Below are 23,104 nucleotides of genomic sequence, written 5' to 3' on the forward strand. Positions count from 1 at the left end.
ACCCATGGTGCGCCGTGTCCTCGGCCTCACCACCGGACGGATCGCCGTCACCGTCCTCGCCCTGATCGCGCTGCTGGCGCTCCTCGGCCCGCTGATCGCCCCGCAGGACCCCCTCGCCACCAGCGACAACACCCTCGCCGGGACCTCCGCCGCGCACTGGCTCGGCACCGACTACCTCGGCCGGGACGTCCTCAGCCGTCTGCTCGACGGTTCCCGGGTCAGCGTGCTCGGCTCGCTGGAGGTCGCCCTCACCGCCCTGGTCGTCGGCACGGTCCCCGGCATCCTCTCCGTCTACCTCGGCCGGACCTTCGAGTGGATCACCCTGCGGGTCACCGACACCCTGGTCGCGCTGCCGTTCCTGCTCTTCGCCGTCGCCGTGATCGCCCTGCTGGGCAACGGCCTCACCCAGGCGATGCTCGTCACCGGCGTGCTGGTGTCCCCGCTGTTCTACCGGGTCTCACGGGCCGCCACCCTCGCCGTCGCCCGCTCCCCGTACGTCGAGGCGGCGCTCATCGCGGGCGCCTCCGTCGGCTGGGTCGTCCGGCGGCACGTGTGGGCGAAGGTCCTGCCGCCGATCGCGGTCGCCCTCGCCCAGACCGTCGGCGTCGGCTTCGTCATCGTCTCCAGCCTCACCTTCCTCGGGATCGGCGTGCAGCCGCCCGACCCGACCTGGGGCGGACTGCTCGCCTCCGACCTCGGCTACCTCAGCCACCGGCCCTGGGCGCCCGTCGTCCCCGCCCTGCTGATCATGATCACCGTGTGGGCCGCCAACCTGCTCGCCGACGCCATCCGGGACGTCTCCGGCGAGGCGGGCCACGACCTCCTCGACCGGCGCCGCGCCCGCACGCCGCGCCCCGCCCCGGACGACCCCGCCGACCCGGCCGCCCCCGCCGCGACGGCCGACCCCGCTCCCGCCGGAGGTGCGCGATGACCGCCCTGTCCGATGTCACCGACCAGTCCGCCGCACCGCACGTCACCGGCACCGCCACGCCCGCCGCCCCCGGACCGGGCGACGGGACCGCCCGACGGGCCGGGGTCCCGGACCCGGCCCCTGCCTCAGGTCCGGCCCTCGCGCCTGACGAGGCCACCGCCCCCGCCGGGGACTCCGCCGAGGCCGAGGCCGAGGCCGCGGTCGGGGAGCCCGCCGCGCCGCCCCTGCTCGACGTGCGCGACGTACGGATCACGCACCGGATCGCCGACCGCGAGATCGTGCACGGCGTCAGCTTCACCCTCACGCCCGGCCGGTCCGTCGGCATCGTCGGGGAGTCCGGCAGCGGCAAGACGCTCACCTGCCGCGCCGCCCTCGGCATCCTCCCCGAGCACTTCGACGTCACCGGCGGCTCGATCACCCTCGACGGCACCGACATCGCCACCCTCACCCCGCACGCGTGGACCGCCCTGCGCGGCACCACCATCAGCGCCGTCTTCCAGGACCCGTCGTCCTACCTCAACCCCTCGATCCGGGTCGGCGCCCAGATCGCGGAGGTGGTCCGGGTGAAGAAGGGGCTCGGCCGCCGCGCCGCCCGCCTGCGCGCCCTGGAACTGCTGCGCGCGGTGCACCTGCGCGACCCCGAACTCGTCTCCACCCAGTACACGTACGAACTCTCCGGCGGCATGCTGCAACGCGTCCTGATCGCCGCCGCGATCGCCGCCGAGCCGCGCGTCCTGATCGCCGACGAGGCCACCACCGCGCTCGACGTCACCGTCCAGGCGGAGATCCTCGACCTCCTCGCGGACCTGCGGGAACGGCTCGGGCTCGCCCTGGTCGTCGTCTCCCACGACCTCGCCGTCGTCGCCCAGCTCTGCGACGAGGTCCTGGTGCTGCGGGAGGGCGAGGTCGTCGAACAGGGCCCCACCCGCACGGTCCTGCACGCACCGCGCCACGACTACACCCGCCTCCTCCTCACCGAGCACGAGCAGTACGGCATGGAGAGGTTCCTGACCGCCGAGGAGGCATCGTGACCAGCACGGCGAAGGTCTCCGAGGGCCAGGGGCCCGCCGGGGCCACCCGATCCGCCGGGCCCACCGGCGCCCGCGAGCCCGTCCACCCCGTCGAGTCTGCCGCGCCGCGTCCCCGCGAAGCCGAGGGCGAGGGCGACGGAGGCGGCGAAGCCCCCGGCTCCGTCCTCCGCATCAGCGGGCTCGACGTCCGCTACGGCCCCCGCCGCAGGCGCCGACGCGCCCTGAACGGCGTCTCGTTGAGCGTGGCGCCGGGGGAGACGGTCGGCGTCATCGGGGAGACCGGCTCGGGGAAGTCCACCCTCGCCCGCGCCGTGCTCGGGCTGGTCCGGCCGTCCGCCGGGTCGATCGTGATCGCGGGGGAGGAGGTCGCCGGACACGGCGCCCGCCAGTGGCGCGCCCTGCGCCGCCGGGGCGTCGTCCAGTACGTCTTCCAGGACCCGCTGCGCAGCCTCGACCCGGACCTGACCGTCGAGGAGTCGATCACCGAACCGCTGCTGATCGCGGGCGTCCCGCGCCCCGAGGCGGCCCGCCGCGTGCGGGACTTCCTCGCCCGCGTGCACCTCCCGGAGGAACTGCTCGACCGGCTGCCCGGCCGGCTCTCCGGCGGCCAGCGCCAGCGGGTCGCCGTGGCCCGCGCCCTCGTCACCGAACCGCGCCTGGTCATCCTCGACGAGCCGGTCAGCGCCCTCGACTCCGCCCACCGCGTCCAGGTGCTGGAGATCCTGAAGGACCTGCGCGCCGCCGGGGTCGCGCTGGTGTTCATCTCCCACGACCTCGGCTCGGTCGCCGGGATCGCCGACCGCGTCGCCGTCCTCTACCGGGGTGAACTCGTCGAGACGGGCACCGCCCGCGAGGTCATCGGCGCGCCCCGCCACCCCTACACCCGCCTCCTCGTCCGCTCCGCGCCCACCCTGCGCTCCGCCCCGGCCGACCGCGCCGAACGCGCGGCCCTGCGCGCCCTGCTGGACGCCTGAGCCACACCCCGCACCCCCCGGACACCGCCCCGCCCTTCCCTCACAGACAGGAACCAGCCATGTCCCGCAGACTGCACCTCGCCCTCCACCCCTACGGCGTCGGCGGCCCCGGCCAGCACGGCCTGTGGAAGGACCCCCGCGTCGCGAAGAACGCCAGCATCGACATCCAGTACTACATCCGGCAGGCCCAGGCCGCCGAACACGCCCTGTTCGACGCCCTGTTCATCGTCGACAGCCAGTTCATCAACGCGACCTACCCCGCGCACTACCTCAACCGCCTGGAACCGCTGACCCTGTTGTCGGCGGTCGCCACCCACACCCGGCACATCGGCCTGGTGGGCACGGCCAGTTCGACGTACAATTCGCCGTTCAACCTGGCCCGCCGGTTCGCCTCGCTCGACCACATCAGCGGCGGCCGGGCCGGATGGAACGTCGTCACCAGCTTCGACACCGGCACCGCCCGCAACTTCGGCCTCGACGAACACCTCGACTACAGCACCCGCTACGGCCGCGCCCTGGAGTTCGTCCAGGTCGCCCGCGGCCTGTGGGACTCCTACGAGGACGACGCCTTCCCCGCCGACGTCGAACGCGGCCTCTTCCTCGACCCCGCCAAGCTGCACCGGCTCGACCACTCCGGCGAGCACTTCGACGTCGCCGGGCCGCTGAACCTCTCCCGCTCCCCGCAGGGCCAGCCGGTCATCTTCCAGGCCGGGGTCTCCGAGGAGGGGCGCGACCTCGCCGCCCGCGTCGCCGAGGGCATCTACGCCCCCGGCGGCTCCCTGGAGCAGGCCCAGGAGTACTACGCCGACATCAAGCGCCGCACCGCCGCGCACGGCCGCGACCCCGAGCACATCAAGATCTTCATCCACGGCGGCCCGGTCGTCGCCGCCACCGACGAGGCTGCCCGGCTGCGCGAGCGGGAGATCTTCGAGGAGGACAACGACCTCGTCCGCAACCTCGCCCTCCTCGGCCGCTCCTTCGGCGCCTACGACTTCACCGGCCACGACCTCGACGCGCCCTTCCCGGACATCGCCCATCTCGCCGAGAAGGGCGGCCGGACCTCCGCCACGAAGATCATCGAGCGGGCCCGCGCCGAGAACCTCACGCTCCGTCAGGTCGCCGAGGGCGCCAACGAGTTCCGCCGCTCCCCGTTCGTCGGCGCCCCGGACACCGTCGCCGACGCCATCGAGAAGTGGTTCGAGGCCGGCACCTTCGACGGCATCAACCTGGCCTTCCGCACCACCGACGAACTCGACCTGTTCGTCGACGGCGTGGTCCCGCTCCTGCAGAAGCGCGGCCTGTTCCGCACCGAGTACGAGGCCGACACCCTGCGCGGCAACCTCGGCCTGCCGATCCCCGCCAACCGCCACACCCGCGAGCGCGAACTCGCGCGCGACTGAGGACACCGGACATGAGCGATCTCTCCGCGACGGGCGGACGCGACGTCCACACCGTCCCCTTCCCGGCCGGGTCTCCCCCCGAGACCGTGGACGTCCTGATCGTCGGCGCGGGCCCGGTCGGGCTCGCCGCCGCCCTCGAACTCACCGCGCACGGCGTCCGTACGGCCGTCGTGGACCGCGCCCGCGAGGCCACCCTGGTCCGCGCGGGCGCCATGGGCCACACCCCCCGCGTCGTCGAGCACCTGCGCCGCTGGGGCCTCCTCCAGCGGGTCCGCGACGCCTGGACCTACCCGCCCGAGTGGAACCGCGGCACCCGCCTCGTCACCTCCCTCGTCGGCCACGAACTGGTGCCCCTGCCCCGCCCCTCCCGCACCGGCCCGAGCGCCGGGCCCTCCGCCGAGGAGGCCCTGCGCCGCCCCCAGACCGTCCTCCAGCGCGTCTTCCTCGACCGGCTCGCCGAACTCGGTGTGCCCGTCACGGGCGGCTGGGAACTCCGCGCCCTCCACGAAGGCCCGGACACCGTCGAGGCCGAGCTGACCGACCCCGGAACCGGGGAGCGCCGTACCGTCCGCGCCGCGTACGTCCTCGGCGCGGACGGCGGCAGCAGCACCACCCGGCGCCTCGCCGGGATCGACCGCGAGGGCGAGCGCGCCACCGAGAAACGGCTGCGCCTCATCGTCCGCACCGGCGACGTCTCCGACCGCGTCGGACCCGCCCCGAGCGCCACCAACATCGTCTTCAACCACGGCGCGTCCGGCTTCCTCGCCGCCGTCAGCACCCGCGAATGGCGGATCTACGCGGGCCCCTACCCCCTCGACCACGAACCCGCCGAGGCGGAGCTGCTGGCGATCGGCCGCGCCGCCTTCGGGTTCGACCTCGACCTCGAACTGGTCTCCGCCACCACCTTCCACCACGCCACCCGCATCGCGGAGACCTTCCGCCGGGGCCGCGTCCTGCTCGCGGGCGACGCCGCCCACGTCCGCACCCCCGGCGGCAACCTCGGCGAGGGCATCGGGGACGTCGTCAACCTCGGCTGGAAACTCGCCGCCGTCCTGCGCGGCCACGCCCCCGCCGCCCTCCTCGACAGCTACGACCAGGAGCGCCGCCCCCACAACCGGCGCGTCGCCGACTTCGCCCTCGAACGCTCCCGCCGCGCCCAGGCCACCCTCGCGGAACTCCGCCGCGACGGCATCCCCGACGACGCCGACCTCGGCCCCGAGGCCGTCCGCCGCCGCGCGGAGATCGGCGCCCGGCTGCGCCGCGACCGCAACGACGCGCCCGGCGTCGCCTTCGACGAGCGCTACGACGCCTCCACCGCGCTCTGGTACGAACCCGGCCAGCTCGACACCGAACCCGCCTGGCGCGCCGACGTCTACGAGGACGACCCGCGCCCCGGCCACCGCGCCCCCGACGGCCCCGTCGACCCGCACGGCGGCACCCTCCACGACCGTTTCGGCACCTCCCTCGCCCTGCTCGTCCTCACCGAGGACCGCACCGTGGAACGGGAGTTCGCCGCCGAGGCCGCCGCCCGCGCCCTGCCCTTCACCGTCGTCCACCTCACCGACCCCACCGCCCGCGCCCTCTACGGCACCCCGCACGCCCTGGTCCGCCCCGACCAGCACGTCGCCTGGCGCGGCGCCCACCTGCCCGACGGCGGAGCCGCCGCCGTCCTCGACCGCGTCCTCGGCCACGCGCCCGCGCCCGCCTCCGACGCGCCCGCGCCGGACCGGGCAACGGCCGCCGCGCACCACCCGTCCGACGCGGCCGACGCCGACGCCGACGCCGATCTGGCGCCGGCGGGCGCGTCCGGCCCCGGCGCCTGACCACCGAGCCGTCCGACCTCCGAGGGACACCACCGCCATGACCACCGACGCACCGGCCTTCCGGCTCGGCTTCCTCACCCACGTCCAGGGCCGCGACCAGGACGCCGCCCGCGCCTACCGCACCGCCCAGGACCTTTTCGTCGCCGCCGACGAACTCGGCTTCGACGTCGGCTGGGTCGCCCAGCACCACGAACCGCTCGCGGGCGGCGGCCTCTCCTCGCCCTGGACCTTCCTCGCCCACGCCGCCGCCCGCACCCGCCGTATCCGCCTCGGCACCGCCGTCACCGTGCTGCCCCTGGAGGACCCGATCCGGGTCGCCGAGGACATCGCCACCGTCGACGCGCTCAGCGGCGGCCGGGTCGAGGTCGGCGTGGGCAGCGGCTCCAGCGCCCTGGAGTACGCCGCGTTCGGCCGGGACACCGAGCGGCGGCGCCGGCTCACCAGCGAGCACCTCGCCGTCCTGCGCGCCGCCCTGTCCGGCGAGGAGGTCGGCGCGCCCGGCTTCCGCGTCCAGCCCGCCCCCGGCGACTTCACCGACCGGATCTGGCAGGGCGTCTTCAGCACCCAGGGAGCGGCTCACGCGGCGGCGGCCGGATCGAACCTCCTCCTCAACCGCGCCGCCTACGGCCACGACGCCGCCACCGACGAGGTGCAGCGCCCCTGGGCGGACGCCTTCCTCGCCGCCTGGGACCGCCCGCACCGGCCGCGCGTCGGCCTGTCCCGCTTCGTGTTCCCCGCCAAGGACCGGCGTACGGCGCTGCGCCAGATCGGGGACGACGTCCACCGGGCCGCGCTGCGCATGGCCGAGAGCGGGGCGTTCCCCGAGGGGCTGAGCGCCGACGAGGCGCTGCGCCGTTTCCACGCCTTCCACGGCGCCCCGGAGGAGATCGTCACTGCGCTCCGGCAGGAGAAGGTGCTGCCCCTCGCCACCGATCTCATCACCCAGTTCAACCCGGCGATCCCCGACCCCGACGCGGCGATCCGGGCACTGGAACTCATCGCCACCGAGGTGGCCCCCGCCCTCGGCTGGCGGCCCGCCCCGCGCACCGCCGCCGTCCCTGTCCCGACCGCCCCCGTCCCCACCCCCGGAGCCGTCACGGCCCGGCCCGCAGGAGTCTGACATGACCGAGCCCACCACCCCCGCCGACGGCACCGCCGCCCCTGCCTCCGCCGACGGCGCCGCCCCCGCCGCGTACACCGATCACCTCACCCCCGACGGCCTCCTCGTCCGCGGCACGGTCGTCGTCGTGCCCGGCCGCGGGGAGAGCCGCGCCGCCTACGGGCGCCTCGGCAGACGGCTGGCCGCCGACGCCTACCGGGTCCGGGTCGTCGACGCCCCCGCCCTGGACGCCGGGGACCTCCCCGCAGCCCTGGCCCGCTTCGCGACCGCGCTCACCGCCGCCGTCGAGGGCAGCACGGCCGACGGGGCCGACGGCGCCGCCCGGCCCGTCGTCCTGGTCGGCGCCGACACCGGCGCCGCCGCGATCGCCGCGCTCCTCGCCGCCGGGACGGGGGAGGCGTCCGGCGCGGTACCGGCGGACGCCGTCGTCCTCGCCGGGCTGCCCGGCCGCGCCACGACCGCCGCCGACGCCACCTGGGACGACGAACTCGACGTCCGCACCTCCTGCCCCACCCACCGGGGCGTCCTCACCGACGACCCGCACACCCGCCGGGGGGCCCTCACCGACCCGGTCCCGGACGCCCTGCTCGCGGCGGCCCAGGACGCGGTCCTCACCGTCCCCGCGCTGCTGCTGGTGGGGGACGCCGACCCGCTCGCGGACCGCGACGCGCTCGCCCGTACCGCCAAGTCCCTGGACCGGGCCCGCCTGTCGGTCGTGCGGGGCGCCCACCACGACGTCCTGAACGACCTCCAGCACCGCTCGGTGGCCGCCGAGGTCGTCACCTTCCTGGAGACCCTCCGCAACGACCTGGTGCCGCAGGTCGCGGTGGAGTCCAGCGCCTGGTGAACCGACGGCGGCCGAGCGCCCGGTGGCGCCTCCCGCGACGCGTCCGCCGGTCCGCCGACCGACCCGTCCGGTACGCGCCACCGGCCGCCGACCGCCCTCCCCTCGTGCACCGGTCACCGTCCCACCGACCGCCGCCCCGCTCCCGCAGCCCTCTCCCCGCCCGACCCGCGCCGCCCCGCGGGTCCGATCCGGAAGGTCCTTCCATGGCCACCGTCCTGTCCGTCTCCGGCAGCCCCTCGGCGACCTCCCGCACCGCGCGCCTGGCCCGCCACCTCGACGACCGGCTGCGCCGCCAGGGACACGAGGTCGTCTCCCTCCAGGTGCGCTCGCTGCCCGCCGAGGCCCTGCTCGGCGCCGACTTCGGCCACCCGGCGATCGTCGAGGCCGCCGCCCAGTTCGCCCGCGCGGAGGGGGTCGTGATCGCGACCCCCGTCTACAAGGCCGCCTACTCGGGCCTGCTGAAGTCGCTCCTGGACCTCCTCCCGCAGTACGCGCTCGCCGGGAAGACCGTGCTGCCGCTCGCCACCGGGGGCAGCACGGCGCACGTCCTCGCCATCGACTACGCCCTGCGCCCGGTCCTCACCTCCATGGGCGCCGCGCACGTCGTCCCCGGCTGGTTCACCCTCGACAAGGACCTCACCGTCGGCGCCGACGGCACCCTGACCGTCGCCCCGGCCGCCGCCACCGCCCTCGCCGAGGTCACCGACCGGTTCTCCGTCGCGCTGGGCGCCCGCCTGGAACCCCTCGCGCGCACCGCGTAGCGCCGCGCGGCCCCTGGCCCGGTGCCGCCCGCGCCCGCCGCCGTCAGGCCTCGTGCCGTACGGCGGCGGCGTCGGTGCGGGCCTCCAGGGCGCGCAGCACCGCCACCATGTCCTCGCCCCCGTGCCCCCGCGCCACCGTCTCCTCGAACAGGGCGTGGCTGGCGTCGAGGAGGGGCGAGGCGAGCCCGGCGGCGCGGGCGGCCTCGGCGACCAGCCGGTTGTTCTTGAGGACGTCCGTGGCCGCCGCCTGCACGGAGAAGTCGCCGGTCAGCAGCTTCTCCGCCTTCACCCGCGAGACCGCGCTCGCCATGGGGCCCGCGTCGAGCACGTCCCGCAGCAGCGTCCGGTCCAGGCCGTGCCGGTCGGCGAAGTGGAACGCCTCGGCGAGCCCGGTGACCAGGGTGATCAGGAACAGGTTGACCGACAGCTTCATCAGCAGCGCGCCCGGCACCGCGCCGCAGGCGAACGCCTCCCGGAACACCGGGGCGAGCAGCGGACGTACGGCGGCGACCGCGTCCTCGTCGCCCGCCAGCAGGACGACCAGCTCGCCCCGCTCGGCGGGCACCCGCGACCCGGAGACCGGTGCCTCGACGTACCGGCCGCTCGCCGCGCGCACCGCGTCGCCCAGCCCGGCCGAGTGGGACGGGGACGTCGTCCCCATGTGCACGACGGTGCGCCCGGCGACGCGCGGGGCGAACGCGGGAGTGCCCCGGCCGAGGACGGTGTCGACGGCGTCCTCGTCGGCCAGCATCAGCACCACCGTCCGCGCGGCCTCGAACACCTCGGCGGCGCTGCCGGCGACCCGGGCCCCGGCCTCCCGTACGGGCGCGCAGCGCGACGGCGTCCGGTTCCACACGACCAGCGGGGTCCCCGCGCGGGCCAGGCGGACCGCCATCGGCAGGCCCATCACGCCCAGCCCGACGAAGCCCACCGGCTCCCCGGCCACCCCCACGTCCGGCCCACCCGGATCTCCCGGCCCGCCCGTTCCCACCGGCCCGTTCGCATCCCGCACACCGCACCACCGCTCCCGGCCCACGCCGTCCTCGCAGCCGACTATGACGGCTGTCATGACGGCCCATGATAGGCAGACCATGACCACGGTCATAGAGTGGGCGGACGCCGACACATCCGGAGGGCGGACACATGGGCGACACCCCAGGGACGGCAGCGGACGCGCCGGGGGCGGCAGGCGGTGTGCCGGGGACGACGGGAGAGGTGCCGGAGGCGTCGGCGCCGGCGCGGGGCCCGCGGGAGCGGATGGTGTTCAGCGCGGCCCAGTTGCTCCGGCGGGGCGGGGTGGCCGCCGCCGGGATGCGGGAGGTCGCCGCGCACGCGCGGGCCCCGAGGGGGTCGCTCCAGCACTACTTCCCCGGCGGCAAGGACCAGTTGGTCGAGGAGGCCGTCGCCTGGGCGGGCCGTTACGCGGGCAACCGCGTCGACCGGTTCCTCGCCGCGCTGCCCGAGCCCACGCCCGCCGGACTGTTCGCGGAGATGGTCCGCCAGTGGACCGACGAGTACGCGGCCGAGGGCTTCGCGGGCGGCTGCCCCGTCGCCGCCGCCACCGTGGACCGCGCCGCGACCACCGACACGACCCGCCGGGCCGCCGCCGACGCGTTCGCCGCCTGGACCGGAGCGGTGGCCCGCGCCCTCACCGGCATGGGCGTCCCCGCCGAACGGTCCGCGTCCCTCGCGCTGTTGATGATCAGCACGCTGGAGGGCGCCCTCGTCGTCGCCCGCGCCGAGCACGACGTGCGCGCCCTCACCGTCGCGGCCCGCGAACTCGGCCCCCTCCTCGACGCCACCGTGACCGGTCCCGGCCGCGGGGGAGGGGCCTGACACAAAGTCACCGGGCCGTCCGGCGTGACAAACAGGGCGGGGCGGCCGTTGAACCGCCCATGGAACACGCCCTCAACGAAGCGGGCTCGCCGGTGGCGAGCGAACGTGACGGCTCCCGGCGCGGTGCGCGCCGCGCCCGCCGCCCGGTGACCGGACGGAGCCACCGATGACCGCCCCGAGGCATGAACACCGCCTGGAGTTCGAGGGATTCACGTTCCTCTGCCGGATCGCCGAGTCGCCCGCGCCGGTCACCGGACCGCTCGTCGTGGTCGGCGGCATGATGCAGGACCGCGCGTCCTGGACCCCGTACGAGAAGCGGCTGCTCGGCCACGCCTCGCTGGTCACCGTCGAACTCCCCGGCTTCGGCGCGGCCGACCCCCTGCCCCCGCAGTACGGCTACGACTTCCTCGCCGCCGCCCTGCGTCATCTCCTGGTCGAACTCGACCTGTCCGGTGCCAACGTGCTCGGCACCTGTTACGGCGGCGCCATCGCCCTGCGCTGCGCGCAGCGCTACCCCGCCCATGTGTCGCGGCTGCTGCTCGGCGCGATGACGGGCCGGGTGCCGCAGCCCTACCTCGGCATGATCCCCCGGTGGCGGGCGATGGTCGCGGAGGACCGGCGCGACGAACTCGCCGACAGCCTGCTGACCACGTTCGTCCAGGCGCCCGACCGGCGCATCCCGCGCCACGCGGCCGTCTGGCGGATGCTCGGCCACCAGTTCCGCACCCAGAGCCGCGCCGACCTCGACAAGGCCAGCGACCACAACGCCCGGATGCTGCGGCACGCCTGGTACGAGCCCGCCGACCTCGACGTGCCGACGCTCGTCTACACCGGCGAGCACGACCACCTCACCACGCCCGCGCAGGGGCGCCAGCTGGCCCGCGACCTGCGCGCCCCCTTCGTGACCCTGCGCGACGCCGACCACATGTTCCCGCTGGAGCAGGAGGCCGCCCACGCCGACCTGATCCTGCGCTTCTGCACCGACCAGCCGCTGACGGGCCTGTCGTCGCTGCGGTCGCTCGAGTACCCGCCCGGCGGCTCCCCGGTCCGCCCGGCCGACCGGGCGGCGGCCGTCTGACCCGCCCGCCCCTGGGCCGCCCCCGCTCGTACCCCGGTGCCGCCCGCCGGTCCGCGCGCGCCGCGTCGGCCCGGCGGGCGGCCCGGTCGGCGCGGTCAGCCGACCGGCGTCCCCCGCATGCCCGCGCGGTGCGCCCGCGCCGTGGCCATCAGTCCGTCGAGCGCGTCACGGGTGCGGACCAGGTCGGCGATGTGCGCGGAGAGCCGGTCGCGTTCCTGGCCCATCCGCTCCATCGCCGCGTCCGAGTTCTCCTCGGAGGGCGCGTCCACGCACGGCAGGAGTTCGGCGATGGTCCGGCTGGACAGGCCCGCCGCGAACAGCCGCTGGATGAACAGCACCCGCTCGGCCTCCTCGTCCGTGTAGTGCCGCTGCCCGCTGGAGCTGCGCGTGCTGGTCAGCAGCCGCTGCTCCTCGTAGTAGCGCAGCGACCGCACGCTCACCCCGGTGCGCGCCGCCAGTTCACCGATGCGCATGCCCGCGCCCTCCCGATGCCGTCGGGCCCGTGACCCGCGCCACAGGACTTGCCTCTCACATCCATGTCAGGTTTTAGCGTACTCCCGTGCCCGGCGGACCCCCGCCGGGCAGCGCGACCACCCCGCGACCACCAGGGAGAACACCGTGACCACGACCCTCTTCGACCGCCACCGGCTCGGCGCACTGACCCTGCCCAACCGGGTGGTGATGGCGCCGATGACCCGGGTCCGGGCCGCCGGGGGCGGGCTCGCGACCGCGTCGATGGCGACGTACTACGCGCAGCGCGCCACCGCCGGTCTGATCGTCACCGAAGGCGTCCAGCCCAGCCTCATCGGCCAGTCCAACCCCGGCACACCGGGCCTGCACACCGACGAACAGACCGCGTCCTGGCGGCAGGTGACCGGCGCGGTGCACACCAACGGCGGCCGGATCTTCGCCCAGATCATGCACGGCGGCCGGGTCTCGCACCCGGACACCACCGGCCTCACCCCGGTCGGCCCCTCGGCGGTGGCCGCCGTCGGCGACGTCTTCACCCCCACCGGGCCGCAGCCCGCGCCCCTGCCCCGCGCCCTCGGCACCGCCGAGGTCCCCGAGCACGCCGCGTCCTACGCCGAGGCCGCCCGGCGCGCCGTCGACGCCGGCTTCGACGGGGTCGAACTGCACGGCGCCAACGGCTATCTGATCTCGCAGTTCCTCTCCTCCAACGCCAACCTGCGCACCGACCGCTACGGCGGCCCGGTCGCGCACCGCATCCGCTTCGCGGTGGAGGCCGCCGCGGCGACGGTCGACGCGGTCGGCGCCGACCGGACCGGCATCCGCCTCTCGCCCGGCGCCCGCATCTGGGGCGTCGAGGACACCGACGTCCCCGAGCTGTACGCCGCCCTGCTCGCCGAACTCGCCGGTCTGGGCCTCGCGTACGTGCATCTGGAGGCCACCGCCGACGAGGAGGTGCTGTCGGGGCTGCGCCGCGCCTGGCCCGGCACCCTGGTCATGAACCCGCTGCCGCCGCTCGGCCCGAAGCAGACCGGCCGCGCCGACGCCGACCACTGGCTCGGTCTCGGCGCGGACCTGATCAGCTTCGGCCGGGCCTTCATCGCCAACCCCGACCTCGTGGAACGCCTGCGCGGCGGCCTGCCGTTGGCGCCCGTCGACGAGGCGACGTACTACCAGGGCGGCGACGCGGGCTACCTCACCTACCCGGCGTACCAGCACGCGGGGTGAGCCCGGCGGCAGCGCCGGTGTCCTCGCGCCGCAGCAGACCGGAGAGGGCCAGGGCGCCCGGCCCGTAGAACACCAGCATCAGGAAGCCCCAGCAGAACAGCGCGGGCGCGAGGCCGCCGTTCTGGAGCGGGAACAGGCCGTCCGGCTGGTGCTCCGTGAAGTAGGCGAACGCCATGATCCCGGAGCAGAGGAACGCCGCGGCGCGCGTCGCGACGCCGAGCAGCACCAGCGCCCCGGCGACCAGTTCGATCACCCCGGCGTACCAGAAGGGCCAGTTGCCCACGTCGCTGGCGTCGCGGTCCAGCACGCCGAAGACCGTCGCCGCGCCCTCACTGGTGAACAGCAGGCCCAGCACGACGCGGAACAGGCCCAGCACGAGGGGCTGACGGGCGGTCAGCCAGTCGTTCAGGCGCGCGGTGTTCATGGGTACTCCTCGGATCGGTCAGGGTGTCCTCGGCCGACGGGGGCCGTGCGGACAGGGAAGGTCCCTCCCCTTGCATACGCGCACGGGTGACGTCCGGTTCAGCGTGCCGGAGGAGTCGCGGCGCGGGCGCGGCCGAGGCGAGGGGAGACGACGCGAACGACGCGAACGGGGCCGGTACGGCGCGAAGTGCGCGCCGTACCGGCCCCGTTCGCGGGTGCCGTGCCGGGTCAGTCCGTGCCGAACTCCATCGCGGCGCGGTCCAGCAGTTCGTCGTCCTCGGAGACCTCGCCGCGGGAGGCGATGGCCTCGGCGCCGCCCCGCGGCATCTCCGGCATGCTGCCGATGAGGCCGGTGGCCGCGGCCTGCGCCGCCCCGATCGCCGGGCTGCCGGTGCCGATCAGCCCGAGACCGGCGTACTGCTCCAGCTTGGCGCGCGAGTCGGCGATGTCGAGGTTGCGCATGGTGAGCTGGCCGATCCGGTCCACGGGGCCGAACGCGGAGTCCTCGGTGCGCTCCATCGACAGCTTGTCCGGGTGGTAGCTGAACGCCGGGCCCGTGGTGTCGAGGACCGAGTAGTCCTCGCCGCGCCGCAGCCGCAGCGTCACCTCGCCGGTGACGGCGGCGCCTACCCAGCGCTGGAGCGACTCGCGGATCATCAGCGCCTGCGGGTCCAGCCAGCGGCCCTCGTACATCAGGCGGCCGAGGCGGCGGCCCTCGTTGTGGTACTGGGCGAGGGTGTCCTCGTTGTGGATCGCGTTGACGAGGCGCTCGTAGGCGGCGTGCAGGAGGGCCATGCCGGGCGCCTCGTAGATGCCGCGGCTCTTGGCCTCGATGATCCGGTTCTCGATCTGGTCGGACATGCCGAGCCCGTGGCGGCCGCCGATCGCGTTGGCCTCCGTCACCAGGTCGACCGGGGAGGCGAACTCCTTGCCGTTGACCGTCACCGGGCGGCCCTGCTCGAAGCCGATCGTGACGTCCTCGGCGGCGATCTCGACCGACGGGTCCCAGAACCGCACGCCCATGATCGGGTCGACGGTCTCGACGCCGGTGTCGAGGTGCTCCAGCGTCTTCGCCTCGTGGGTGGCGCCCCAGATGTTGGCGTCGGTGGAGTACGCCTTCTCGGTGCTGTCCCGGTAGGGGAGGTCGTGGGCCAGCAGCCACTCCGACATCTCCTTGCGGCCGCCCAGCTCGGTCACGAAGTCGGCGTCCAGCCACGGCTTGTAGATCCGCAGGTGCGGGTTGGCCAGCAGGCCGTAGCGGTAGAACCGCTCGATGTCGTTGCCCTTGAACGTCGAGCCGTCGCCCCAGATCTGGACGTCGTCCTCCAGCATGGCCCGCACCAGCAGGGTGCCGGTGACGGCCCGGCCGAGCGGGGTCGTGTTGAAGTAGGCGCGCCCGCCCGAGCGGATGTGGAACGCGCCGCAGGTCAGCGCGGCCAGGCCCTCCTCGACCAGCGCCGCGCGGCAGTCGACCAGGCGCGCGATCTCGGCGCCGTACGTCTTCGCGCGACCGGGCACCGACGCGATGTCGGGCTCGTCGTACTGGCCGATGTCGGCGGTGTAGGTGCACGGGACGGCGCCCTTGTCGCGCATCCACGCGACCGCGACGGACGTGTCGAGGCCGCCCGAGAAGGCGATGCCGACGCGCTCGCCGGCGGGAAGGGAGGTGAGGACCTTGGACATAGGAAGAGTATGCAGCATCGCGCATGGTCATGCAAAGTCCCGTGTGCGGCTCCCGCCGGACGACCTGGACGACGGGGAGGCCCCCGGCCTCGCCGCACCGCCCGGCGCCGTCGGTATCGTGACCCCGTTCCGCCGTCCAACGGCCCTCCCGCCCACGTCAGGAGCCCCGTGACCGACCTCCGCGCGCCCGCCGCGCCCCGTCCCCTGCTCCTGCCCGACGGACGGCCCGCCGCCGACGCCTGGACCCTCGACCCCGGACTGCTGCACCTCAACCACGGCTCGTTCGGCGGCGTCCCGCGCGCCGCGCAGCAGCGGCAGAGCGCGCTGCGCGACGAGATGGAACGCGCGCCCGTCGTCTGGTTCCCCGAACTGACCGGCAGGATCGCCGCCGCCCGCGCCGAGATCGCCGCCCACCTGCGCACCGACCCGGCCGACCTCGCGCTCGTCCCCAACGCCAGCGCGGGCGTCAGCGTCGTCCACGCCGCGCTCGCCGCGCGCCCCGGCGGCGACATCGTCGTCACCGACCACGGCTACGGCGCCGTCACCATGAGCGCCGCACGCCTCGCCCGCCGCTGGGGCACCCGCGTCCGCACCGCCCGCGTCCCCCTCGACGCCGACGCCGACCGGGCCCACGACGCCGTGATGGCCGAGGTGGACGCGGGCGTCGCCCTGATCGTCCTCGACCAGATCACCTCGGCGACCGCCCGCCTCCTGCCCGTCGCACGGGTCGGCGCGGAGGCGGCCCGGCTCGGCATCCCGTTCCTGGTGGACGGCGCGCACGCGCCCGGCCTGCTCGCCGCGCCCCTCGACGGCCTGGTCTGCGACGCCTGGGTCGGCAACCTCCACAAGTGGGGCTGCGCCCCGCGCGGCACCGCCGCCCTCGTCGCCCGCGGCCCGCTGCAGACGGAACTGCACCCGCCGATCGACTCCTGGAGCGCCGACGCGCCCTTCCCGGACCGCTTCGACCAGCAGGGCACCGTCGACGCCACCGCCTGGCTCGCCGCCCCCACCGCCCTCGACCTCGTCGAGACCACCTGGGGCTGGGACGCGGTCCGCGGCCACCTCGACGACCTCGCCCGCTACGGCGCCCACGTCGTCGCCGCCGCCCTCGGCACCGCCGACCCGGTCGACGTCGGCCTGCCCGTGCCCGGAATGCGCCTGGTCCGCCTCCCCGAGGGCCTGGCCCCCACCCGGATCGCCGCCGACGCCCTGCGCGACCGCGCCCCCGCCGAACTCGGCGCCGAGGCCGCCTTCACCAGCTTCGACGGCATCGGCTACCTCCGCCTCTCCGCCCACGTCTACAACACACCCACCGACTACGACCGCTTCGCCGAACAGTGCGTCCCGGTCATCGAGAAGTGGGCCCGCGAGGGCACGGACGGGGCCTGAGCCGCAGCGGCCACGGAGGGAGAGGACCATGTTCGGCGCCGACGACGCGCACCGTCCCGTGGCGCGGGGAATCCGGCCGTCGAAGGGGCCGCGGGCGGATGCCGGTCGGGGCTCCGACGGTGTCCTCGCGCTGCTGGAGTGCCTGGCCGGACAGGGCGCGGTCGTCACGCTCGCGGCGGACGGACGCGCCACCGGGCCGCCGGGGGACGGGCGGTGGGCCCTGGCCGTACTGGACGGACGCCCCGCCGTGCGCGGCGCGGCACCGGGGGAGTGCGCGCGGCTGCTGCTGCCCGCCCTCACGGGCGCGGCCCCCACCGTGTCGGGTGCGCCGACCTACGCCGTCCCCGACGCGGTGGCCGTCCGGGCCGACCGCGAGGGCACCGGCCTCCTCTTCCTCGACTGGCTGGCGGATCACGGCGCGTACGTCTTCCTCAAGGCCGACGGCGACCGGCCGCGCCCCGGCTGGACCCTCCTGGCCCGCGGCGGACCCGTCCCCGGTCCGCTGCGCGCCGACGCCCCGGACGCCGGGCGATGTCTGCAAGCCCTGGTGAAAGACCTTCGCGCACACGGCCTGACCGTGCCGCTGTGACCGGCGCGCGCCGACCGCGTCCCGGAGCCGCTGTCCGGTCGCGCGGGTAACCTGGTCGCGTGTCGCGTCCCCGTTCCCGGCTCCGTCGTGTGGCCGTCCTGGTGCTGGAGGGGGCGAAGCCGCTGGACGTGGGGATTCCCGCGCAGGTGTTCACGACGCGGGGCAGCATGCCGTACGAGGTGCGGGTCTGCGGTGCCGCGCCCGGCCCGGTCGCCGGCGGTGACGGGCTGTCGTACCACGTCGCGCACGGTCTGGAGGCGCTGGAGTGGGCCGACATCGTCTTCATCCCCGGCTACCGCTTCCCGGACCGGGAGGACCCGCCGCCGGTCGTCGTCGAGGCGCTGATCGCCGCGCACACGCGCGGGGCGCGGCTCGCCGCGATCTCCACCGGCGCGTTCGCGCTGGCCGCCACCGGACTCCTCGACGGTCACCGCGCCACCACGCACTGGCACTACACGCGGGCGCTCGCCGAGCGCCACCCCGACGTGCGGGTCGACGAGAACGTCCTCTTCGTCGACGAGGGCCGGGTGCTGACCTCCGCCGGGGCCGCCTCCGGCATCGACCTGTGCCTGCACATCCTCCGCGCCGACCTCGGCGTGGCCGCCTCCAACCACACCGCCCGGCGCCTGGTCGCCGCCCCCTACCGCAGCGGCGGCCAGGCCCAGTACGTGCCCCGCAGCGTGCCCGAACCGCTCGGCGAGCGGTTCGCCGCCACCCGCGAGTGGGCGCTGCGCCGCCTCGACACCTCCCTCACCCTGACCGTCCTCGCCCGGCACGCCGCCGTGTCGCCGCGCACCTTCTCCCGCCGCTTCGCCGAGGACACCGGCTACACGCCCATGCAGTGGGTGATGCGGGCACGCGTCGACGCCGCCCGCGCCCTGCTGGAGCGCTCCGAGCGCGGCGTCGAGCAGATCGCCGCCGACGTCGGCCTCGGCACCGGCGCCAACCTGCGGCTGCACTTCCAGCGCATCCTCGGCACCACCCCGAGCGAGTACCGGCGCACCTTCGCCCGCGGCGAGTGACCGGACCCGGCGGCGGACCCCCGCACCGGCTGGCGCGATCCTTGCGAACCGTGGCGATCGCGCCGCTGTCCCGGCCGCGGGCCGCGCGCGAGCCTGGAGGGGCGAACGGAAGGGACACCACTCATGACTCGCATCGCCATCAACGGATTCGGCCGCATCGGACGCAACGTGCTGCGCGCGCTCCTGGAACGGGACAGCACGCTGGAGGTCGTCGCCGTCAACGACCTCACCGAGCCCGCGACGCTCGCCCGGCTCCTCGCCTTCGACACCACCTCGGGCCGCCTCGGCCGCCCGGTCACGGTCGACGGCGACACGCTCGTGGTCGACGGCCGCCGCATCAAGGTGACCGCGGAGCGGGAGCCCGCGAAGCTGCCCTGGGCGGAACTCGACGTCGACCTCGTCCTGGAGGCCACCGGCCGGTTCACCGCCGCCGACGCCGCCCGCGCCCACCTCACCGCCGGGGCCCGCAAGGTCCTGGTCGGCGCCCCCTCGGACGGCGCGGACGTCACCCTCGCCTACGGCGTGAACACCGGCGCCTACGACCCGGCCGCCCACACCGTCGTGTCGAACGCGTCCTGCACCACCAACGCCCTCGCCCCGCTCGCCCAGGTCCTCGACGACCTCGCGGGCATCGAGCACGGCTTCATGACGACGGTGCACGCCTACACCCAGGAGCAGAACCTCCAGGACGGCCCGCACCGCGACCCGCGCCGCGCCCGCGCCGCCGGGGTCAACATCGTGCCGACCACGACGGGCGCGGCGAAGGCGATCGGCCTGGTCCTGCCGAACCTCGACGGCAAGCTGTCCGGCGACTCCATCCGGGTGCCGGTGCCGGTCGGCTCGATCGTGGAGCTGAACACCACCGTGGCCCGTGACGTCACCCGCGACGAGGTCCTCGCCGCCTACCGCGCCGCCGCCGAGGGCCGCCTCGCCGGAGTCCTGGAGTACTCCGAGGACGCCCTCGTCTCCTCCGACATCACCGGCAACCCGGCCTCGTCGATCTTCGACTCCGCTCTCACCCGCGTCGACGGCCGCCACATCAAGGTCGTCGCCTGGTACGACAACGAGTGGGGCTTCTCCAACCGCGTCATCGACACCCTCGAACTCCTCGCCGCGGGCTGAGCCACCACACCCCGCCGCCCCCGCGGCCTCCCGAGGCGGTCCGCCGGTCGGCTCCCCGGCGCGGTCGGGCCGTCCCGGCTAGCATGCCGATGCCATGGAACTCGTTTTCGAAGGCCGGATCATCGAGTGGCGCGGGCCCGCGCCGTACTTCTTCGTGCCCGTGCCGGACGAGGAGTGCGGCGAGATCCGGGAGGTCGCGGCGATGGCGACCTACGGCTGGGGCGTGATCCCGGTCGCGGCGCGGATCGGCGGCACCGACTTCACCACCTCGCTCATCCCCCGGCAGGGCGGCTATCTGCTGCCCCTGAAGAACGCCGTACGGCTCCCGCAGAAGCTGGGGGAGGGCGACGAGGTCACCGTCGCGCTGACGGTCCGGCTCTGACCCCGGCCGCGCTGCGCCCACCGTCACCGGGGAGGCGGCCGGCCCCGCACCGCCGACAGCGCGGGCCCGGCCTCCTCCCCGCCGGACGGCGAAGCCGCCCGGCACACGGCCACTGTGACGGGCCGTACGTTGCGACACCGTTGCAAGCCCCCCGAGCCGGTCAGGAACCGCACGCGGGAGCAGCCGGTCAGGTGCCGACGGTCAGGACCACCTTCCCGAACTGGGCGCCCGACTCCAGATACCGGTGGGCGGCCACGGCGTCGGCGAGGTCGAAGACGCGGTCCACGACCGGGGCCAGGGTGCCGTCGGCGAGCCCGGACTCCACGAACGCGACCGCCCGGCGACGCCGCTCCGGATCGGTGGTGACGGGGAACAGGGTGTAGAGGCTCACGCTGATGCCGGGCACGGTGGGCAGGCCGAGCGAGAGGTCGTTGCGCGGGTCGAGCAGCCCGTACGCCAGCAGCCTGCCGCCGGGCGCGACGGTACCGGCGACCTGGACGATGCCCGGCCCGCCGACCGGGTCCATCGCCGTGCGCACGCCCCGCCCGCCGGTGATCTCCCGGACCCGCGCGACAAGATCCTCCTCGTCGGTGACGACGACGTGCGCCGCGCCCGCGTCCAGCAGCCGCTGCCGCTTCGCGGCGGTGCGCGTCGTCGCGATGGGCACGGCGCCGATCCGCCGCGCCACCTGCACCGCCGCCAGACCGACACCGCCGGTCGCCGCGTGCACCAGGACGTGGTCGCCGGGCGCCACGGGACCGTCCTCGACGAGCGCCCCGTACGAGGCGACGTACGCCATCCAGGTCGCCGCCGCGACCACGGGGTCCCCGTCGGCGGGGCGCGGCACCAGCGCGTCGACGGGCACGACGACCAGGTCGCCGTAGGTGCCGTACTCGGTGAGCTTGAACGTGGGGACGACCGCGACGGCGGCGCCGACGGCGACCCCGACCGTGTCGGGGCCCACCGCCTCCACCGTGCCCGCGGCCTCGTAGCCGAGACCGGAGGGCAGGGCCGGGGGATAGAAGTAGCGGTTCTCCCGGAACATGACGTCGGCGCGGTTCACGCCGATCGCCGCCACCCGGACCAGGGCCTCGCCCGCCCGGGGCCGCGGGGTGTCCACCTCCCGCAGCCGCAGGGTCTCGGGGCCGCCGGTCGTGTCGAAGAAGATCTGCCGTGCCATGGAGGGATCGGTGTCCTTTGCCGTGAGGTCCGCCGGAGCGGAGCATGAAGGGGATGGGTGTGGGGGTCGGGGTGGGGGTGGCGTGAGGGACGGGGGTCGTAGGGGGTCGAACAGGCAGCGCATGCGGTAAACCGTCCTGTTTCCGGAGCGGCGTCGGTCGGCGTTACATTGGGCGCATGACGACAGGGGCGAAGGGCGTGGACCAGGTGCGGGAGCGGGTGCTGGAGGCGGCCTGCGAGCTGTTCACGCGCCGCGGGATCAACAGCACCGGTGTCGATCTGGTGTCCGAGGTGGCGGGCGTCTCCAAGCGGAGCCTGTACCAGCGCTTCCCCAGCAAGGACCACCTGATCGCGGCCTATCTGCCCCGCGCCACCGACCGCTTCCTGGAGGCCGTCCTCCCCCCGGAGGGCGACACGACGCCGCCCGCCGGGCGCCTGGTCGCCGTCTTCGACACCGCGCGCCGCGCCTCCGCCGACCCCGATTTCCGGGGCTGCCCGGTGCTCAACGCCGCCGCCGAACTGCTCGACCCGGAGCACCCCGTGCGCGGCGTCGCCCTAGGCTACAAGCAGCGCATGGAGGCCTACTTCACCGAGCTGGCGGCCGCCGCCGGTGCCGCCGACGCCGCTCTGCTGGCGGAGCAGCTCGTCGTCGTCTTCGACGGCGCGATGGCGTACGCGGCGGTGCGTCAGACGGCCTTCCCGGAGAGCGTGTGCCGCACCGTACGGACCCTGCTGGCCGCCCAGGGCCTGGAGCCCGCCGCCGGGACGACCGAGGAGCCCGCGAAGCCGCACCGGCCCGAGAAGGTCGCCGCGGTCTCCGCGTGAGGCCCCCGAGCGCCCCGGTGCGGGACGTCAGGCGCTGAGGAAGGCCTCGGTCTCGGCGGCGAACGCGGCCGGACGCTCGAACAGGAACCCGTGACCGCCGTCCGGGTCCACGAACACGTGCGCGTTCGGCAGGTGCCCGCCCAGGAGATGGGTGTTGGAGACCGGCGTCATCACGTCGAGCGCGCCCCCGGCGACGAACACCGGGTGGGTGAGCGCCGCCAGCCGCTCCAGCCGGGACCGGTCGGGGACGCCCCAGGCGGAGATCGCGGCCGTCTGCGCGTCACGGGTCGCGAGGTCGGTCGGCGCGTCCCGGTCCGCCTCGCGGGCGAAGATACGGCCGAGGAACTCCCCGCCGCGCGCCCGGTTCGCCTCGGAGGGCCCGAAGAACAGGGTCAGCAGGTCCTCCCCGGTGGGCTCGTCGCGCCGGGCCGCCTGCGCGACCGCGCCGGTCCAGTGGTGGAAGTCCCGGCCGCCCTCCGGCGCCGTCCCGGCGAGGACGAGCCGCCGCACCCGGTGCGGGACCGTCAGGGCCAGCTGCTGGGCCACGAACCCGCCGAGCGAGAAGCCGAAGAGGTCGTAGCGGCCGACGCCGAGCGCGTCCAGGAAGGCCGTCACGCCGGCGGCGGTCTCCGCGACCGTCGTGGCGGGGGTGCCGGTCGAGCCGCCGACGCCCGCGTAGTCCACCAGGATCACCTCGCGCCCGGCGGCGAGGGGGTCGATCAGCGCGGGGTCCCAGTTGTCGAGGTTGCCCCGGAAGTGCTGGAGGAAGACCAGCGGCAGCGCTCCGGGCCGGGCGGTGCCGAAGCGCCGGTAGGTGTACCGGACCCCGTCGGCCGCTTCCACGACCTGGTTGGGCGCGGTGCCGCTGTTCGATTCGGGCATGGCGAAGCTCCGTACGAGAGAAGGGGAAACAGATCTGTTTCTCGAACGGGGATGACTGTACACCGATCTGTTTCCCTCGCGCGGCCGCCCGCCCCGGACAGGACGGTGGGGC

Annotated in this window: 23 protein-coding genes; 17 read left to right on the plus strand and 6 right to left on the minus strand. The window is 75.3% G+C overall.

All coding sequences use genetic code 11. The annotated features are described in order from the left end of the window. Positions 1–4 precede the first annotated feature (4 nt). The 8 genes from ACIQPQ_RS28590 (at position 5) to ssuE (ending at position 8,887) form a co-directional block, all read left to right on the plus strand. A complete protein-coding gene (locus ACIQPQ_RS28590) occupies positions 5–931 on the plus strand; it encodes an ABC transporter permease (RefSeq protein ID WP_401309174.1) in 927 nt (308 codons plus the stop codon). Next, a complete protein-coding gene (locus ACIQPQ_RS28595) occupies positions 928–1,962 on the plus strand; it encodes an ATP-binding cassette domain-containing protein (RefSeq protein WP_401309177.1) in 1,035 nt (344 codons plus the stop codon). Before ACIQPQ_RS28590 ends, ACIQPQ_RS28595 begins: the two co-directional genes overlap by 4 nt. Before the next feature lie 170 nt (positions 1,963–2,132). Beyond that, positions 2,133–2,936, plus strand: coding sequence for an ABC transporter ATP-binding protein (locus ACIQPQ_RS28600; protein ID WP_401309331.1), 804 nt, complete (start codon positions 2,133–2,135; stop codon positions 2,934–2,936). 59 nt (positions 2,937–2,995) lie between these two features. Further along, entirely contained in the window at positions 2,996–4,336 is a 1,341-nt protein-coding gene (locus tag ACIQPQ_RS28605) for an LLM class flavin-dependent oxidoreductase (protein ID WP_383779348.1), read from the plus strand. 11 nt (positions 4,337–4,347) lie between these two features. Beyond that, positions 4,348–6,159, plus strand: a complete 1,812-nt coding sequence (locus ACIQPQ_RS28610; protein WP_401309180.1) for an FAD-dependent monooxygenase — start codon at positions 4,348–4,350, stop codon at positions 6,157–6,159. A 37-nt stretch (positions 6,160–6,196) separates the two neighbouring features. After that, on the plus strand, positions 6,197–7,279 hold the full coding sequence (locus ACIQPQ_RS28615; RefSeq protein WP_401309183.1) for an LLM class flavin-dependent oxidoreductase: 1,083 nt from the start codon (positions 6,197–6,199) through the stop codon (positions 7,277–7,279). A gap of 1 nt (position 7,280) precedes the next feature. After that, the gene (locus ACIQPQ_RS28620; protein WP_401309186.1) at positions 7,281–8,126 is read left to right on the plus strand and encodes an alpha/beta hydrolase; all 846 of its coding nucleotides are present in this window, start codon (positions 7,281–7,283) and stop codon (positions 8,124–8,126) included. 203 nt (positions 8,127–8,329) lie between these two features. Then, on the plus strand, positions 8,330–8,887 hold the full coding sequence (gene ssuE, locus ACIQPQ_RS28625; RefSeq protein ID WP_383779353.1) for an NADPH-dependent FMN reductase: 558 nt from the start codon (positions 8,330–8,332) through the stop codon (positions 8,885–8,887). Between the two features lie 43 nt (positions 8,888–8,930). Here ssuE and ACIQPQ_RS28630 read toward each other — a convergent pair whose 3' ends face one another. Beyond that, on the minus strand, positions 8,931–9,794 hold the full coding sequence (locus ACIQPQ_RS28630; protein WP_401309334.1) for an NAD(P)-dependent oxidoreductase: 864 nt from the start codon (positions 9,792–9,794) through the stop codon (positions 8,931–8,933). A 350-nt stretch (positions 9,795–10,144) separates the two neighbouring features. Here ACIQPQ_RS28630 and ACIQPQ_RS28635 point away from each other — a divergent pair, with 350 nt between their 5' ends. Further along, entirely contained in the window at positions 10,145–10,723 is a 579-nt protein-coding gene (locus ACIQPQ_RS28635) for a TetR/AcrR family transcriptional regulator (RefSeq protein ID WP_401309337.1), read from the plus strand. Positions 10,724–10,889: 166 nt separating this feature from the next. Continuing rightward, complete coding sequence (locus tag ACIQPQ_RS28640; protein ID WP_401309188.1) at positions 10,890–11,801, plus strand: alpha/beta fold hydrolase; 912 nt, start codon at positions 10,890–10,892, stop codon at positions 11,799–11,801. A gap of 95 nt (positions 11,802–11,896) precedes the next feature. On the opposite strand, the gene ACIQPQ_RS28645 is transcribed toward ACIQPQ_RS28640, so the two are convergent. Continuing rightward, complete coding sequence (locus ACIQPQ_RS28645) at positions 11,897–12,274, minus strand: MerR family transcriptional regulator (protein WP_401309191.1); 378 nt, start codon at positions 12,272–12,274, stop codon at positions 11,897–11,899. 145 nt (positions 12,275–12,419) lie between these two features. On the opposite strand from ACIQPQ_RS28645, the gene ACIQPQ_RS28650 reads away from it, so the two are divergent. Beyond that, positions 12,420–13,496 (plus strand): alkene reductase, encoded by a 1,077-nt coding sequence (locus tag ACIQPQ_RS28650; RefSeq protein WP_401309194.1) that lies wholly within the window; start codon positions 12,420–12,422, stop codon positions 13,494–13,496. On the opposite strand, the gene ACIQPQ_RS28655 is transcribed toward ACIQPQ_RS28650, so the two are convergent. Both ACIQPQ_RS28655 and argG read right to left on the minus strand, forming a co-directional pair. After that, positions 13,465–13,920 carry a DoxX family protein gene (locus ACIQPQ_RS28655; RefSeq protein WP_401309196.1) on the minus strand — a complete coding sequence of 152 codons (456 nt, stop codon included), beginning with the start codon at positions 13,918–13,920 and terminating at the stop codon, positions 13,465–13,467. The genes ACIQPQ_RS28650 and ACIQPQ_RS28655 overlap by 32 nt on opposite strands. Positions 13,921–14,147: 227 nt before the next feature. Then, on the minus strand, positions 14,148–15,602 hold the full coding sequence (gene argG, locus ACIQPQ_RS28660; RefSeq protein WP_383779361.1) for an argininosuccinate synthase: 1,455 nt from the start codon (positions 15,600–15,602) through the stop codon (positions 14,148–14,150). A 168-nt stretch (positions 15,603–15,770) separates the two neighbouring features. On the opposite strand from argG, the gene ACIQPQ_RS28665 reads away from it, so the two are divergent. The 5 genes from ACIQPQ_RS28665 (at position 15,771) to ACIQPQ_RS28685 (ending at position 20,106) form a co-directional block, all read left to right on the plus strand. Further along, positions 15,771–16,991 (plus strand): aminotransferase class V-fold PLP-dependent enzyme, encoded by a 1,221-nt coding sequence (locus ACIQPQ_RS28665; RefSeq protein ID WP_401309198.1) that lies wholly within the window; start codon positions 15,771–15,773, stop codon positions 16,989–16,991. 28 nt (positions 16,992–17,019) lie between these two features. Next, positions 17,020–17,580 (plus strand): hypothetical protein, encoded by a 561-nt coding sequence (locus ACIQPQ_RS28670; protein WP_401309200.1) that lies wholly within the window; start codon positions 17,020–17,022, stop codon positions 17,578–17,580. A gap of 59 nt (positions 17,581–17,639) precedes the next feature. Then, the gene (locus tag ACIQPQ_RS28675; protein ID WP_401309203.1) at positions 17,640–18,602 is read left to right on the plus strand and encodes a GlxA family transcriptional regulator; all 963 of its coding nucleotides are present in this window, start codon (positions 17,640–17,642) and stop codon (positions 18,600–18,602) included. A 123-nt stretch (positions 18,603–18,725) separates the two neighbouring features. Next, the gene (gap, locus tag ACIQPQ_RS28680; protein WP_401309206.1) at positions 18,726–19,724 is read left to right on the plus strand and encodes a type I glyceraldehyde-3-phosphate dehydrogenase; all 999 of its coding nucleotides are present in this window, start codon (positions 18,726–18,728) and stop codon (positions 19,722–19,724) included. Between the two features lie 94 nt (positions 19,725–19,818). After that, positions 19,819–20,106 carry a DUF1905 domain-containing protein gene (locus tag ACIQPQ_RS28685; RefSeq protein WP_401309207.1) on the plus strand — a complete coding sequence of 96 codons (288 nt, stop codon included), beginning with the start codon at positions 19,819–19,821 and terminating at the stop codon, positions 20,104–20,106. A 187-nt stretch (positions 20,107–20,293) separates the two neighbouring features. Here ACIQPQ_RS28685 and ACIQPQ_RS28690 read toward each other — a convergent pair whose 3' ends face one another. After that, entirely contained in the window at positions 20,294–21,286 is a 993-nt protein-coding gene (locus ACIQPQ_RS28690; protein WP_401309210.1) for a zinc-dependent alcohol dehydrogenase family protein, read from the minus strand. A 176-nt stretch (positions 21,287–21,462) separates the two neighbouring features. Here ACIQPQ_RS28690 and ACIQPQ_RS28695 point away from each other — a divergent pair, with 176 nt between their 5' ends. After that, entirely contained in the window at positions 21,463–22,110 is a 648-nt protein-coding gene (locus ACIQPQ_RS28695) for a TetR/AcrR family transcriptional regulator (RefSeq protein WP_401309212.1), read from the plus strand. 27 nt (positions 22,111–22,137) lie between these two features. Here ACIQPQ_RS28695 and ACIQPQ_RS28700 read toward each other — a convergent pair whose 3' ends face one another. Next, the gene (locus ACIQPQ_RS28700; RefSeq protein WP_401309214.1) at positions 22,138–22,992 is read right to left on the minus strand and encodes an alpha/beta fold hydrolase; all 855 of its coding nucleotides are present in this window, start codon (positions 22,990–22,992) and stop codon (positions 22,138–22,140) included. Positions 22,993–23,104 lie beyond the last annotated feature (112 nt).

The organism is Streptomyces sp. NPDC091281 (assembly GCF_044757425.1).
Taxonomy (GTDB): domain Bacteria; phylum Actinomycetota; class Actinomycetes; order Streptomycetales; family Streptomycetaceae; genus Streptomyces.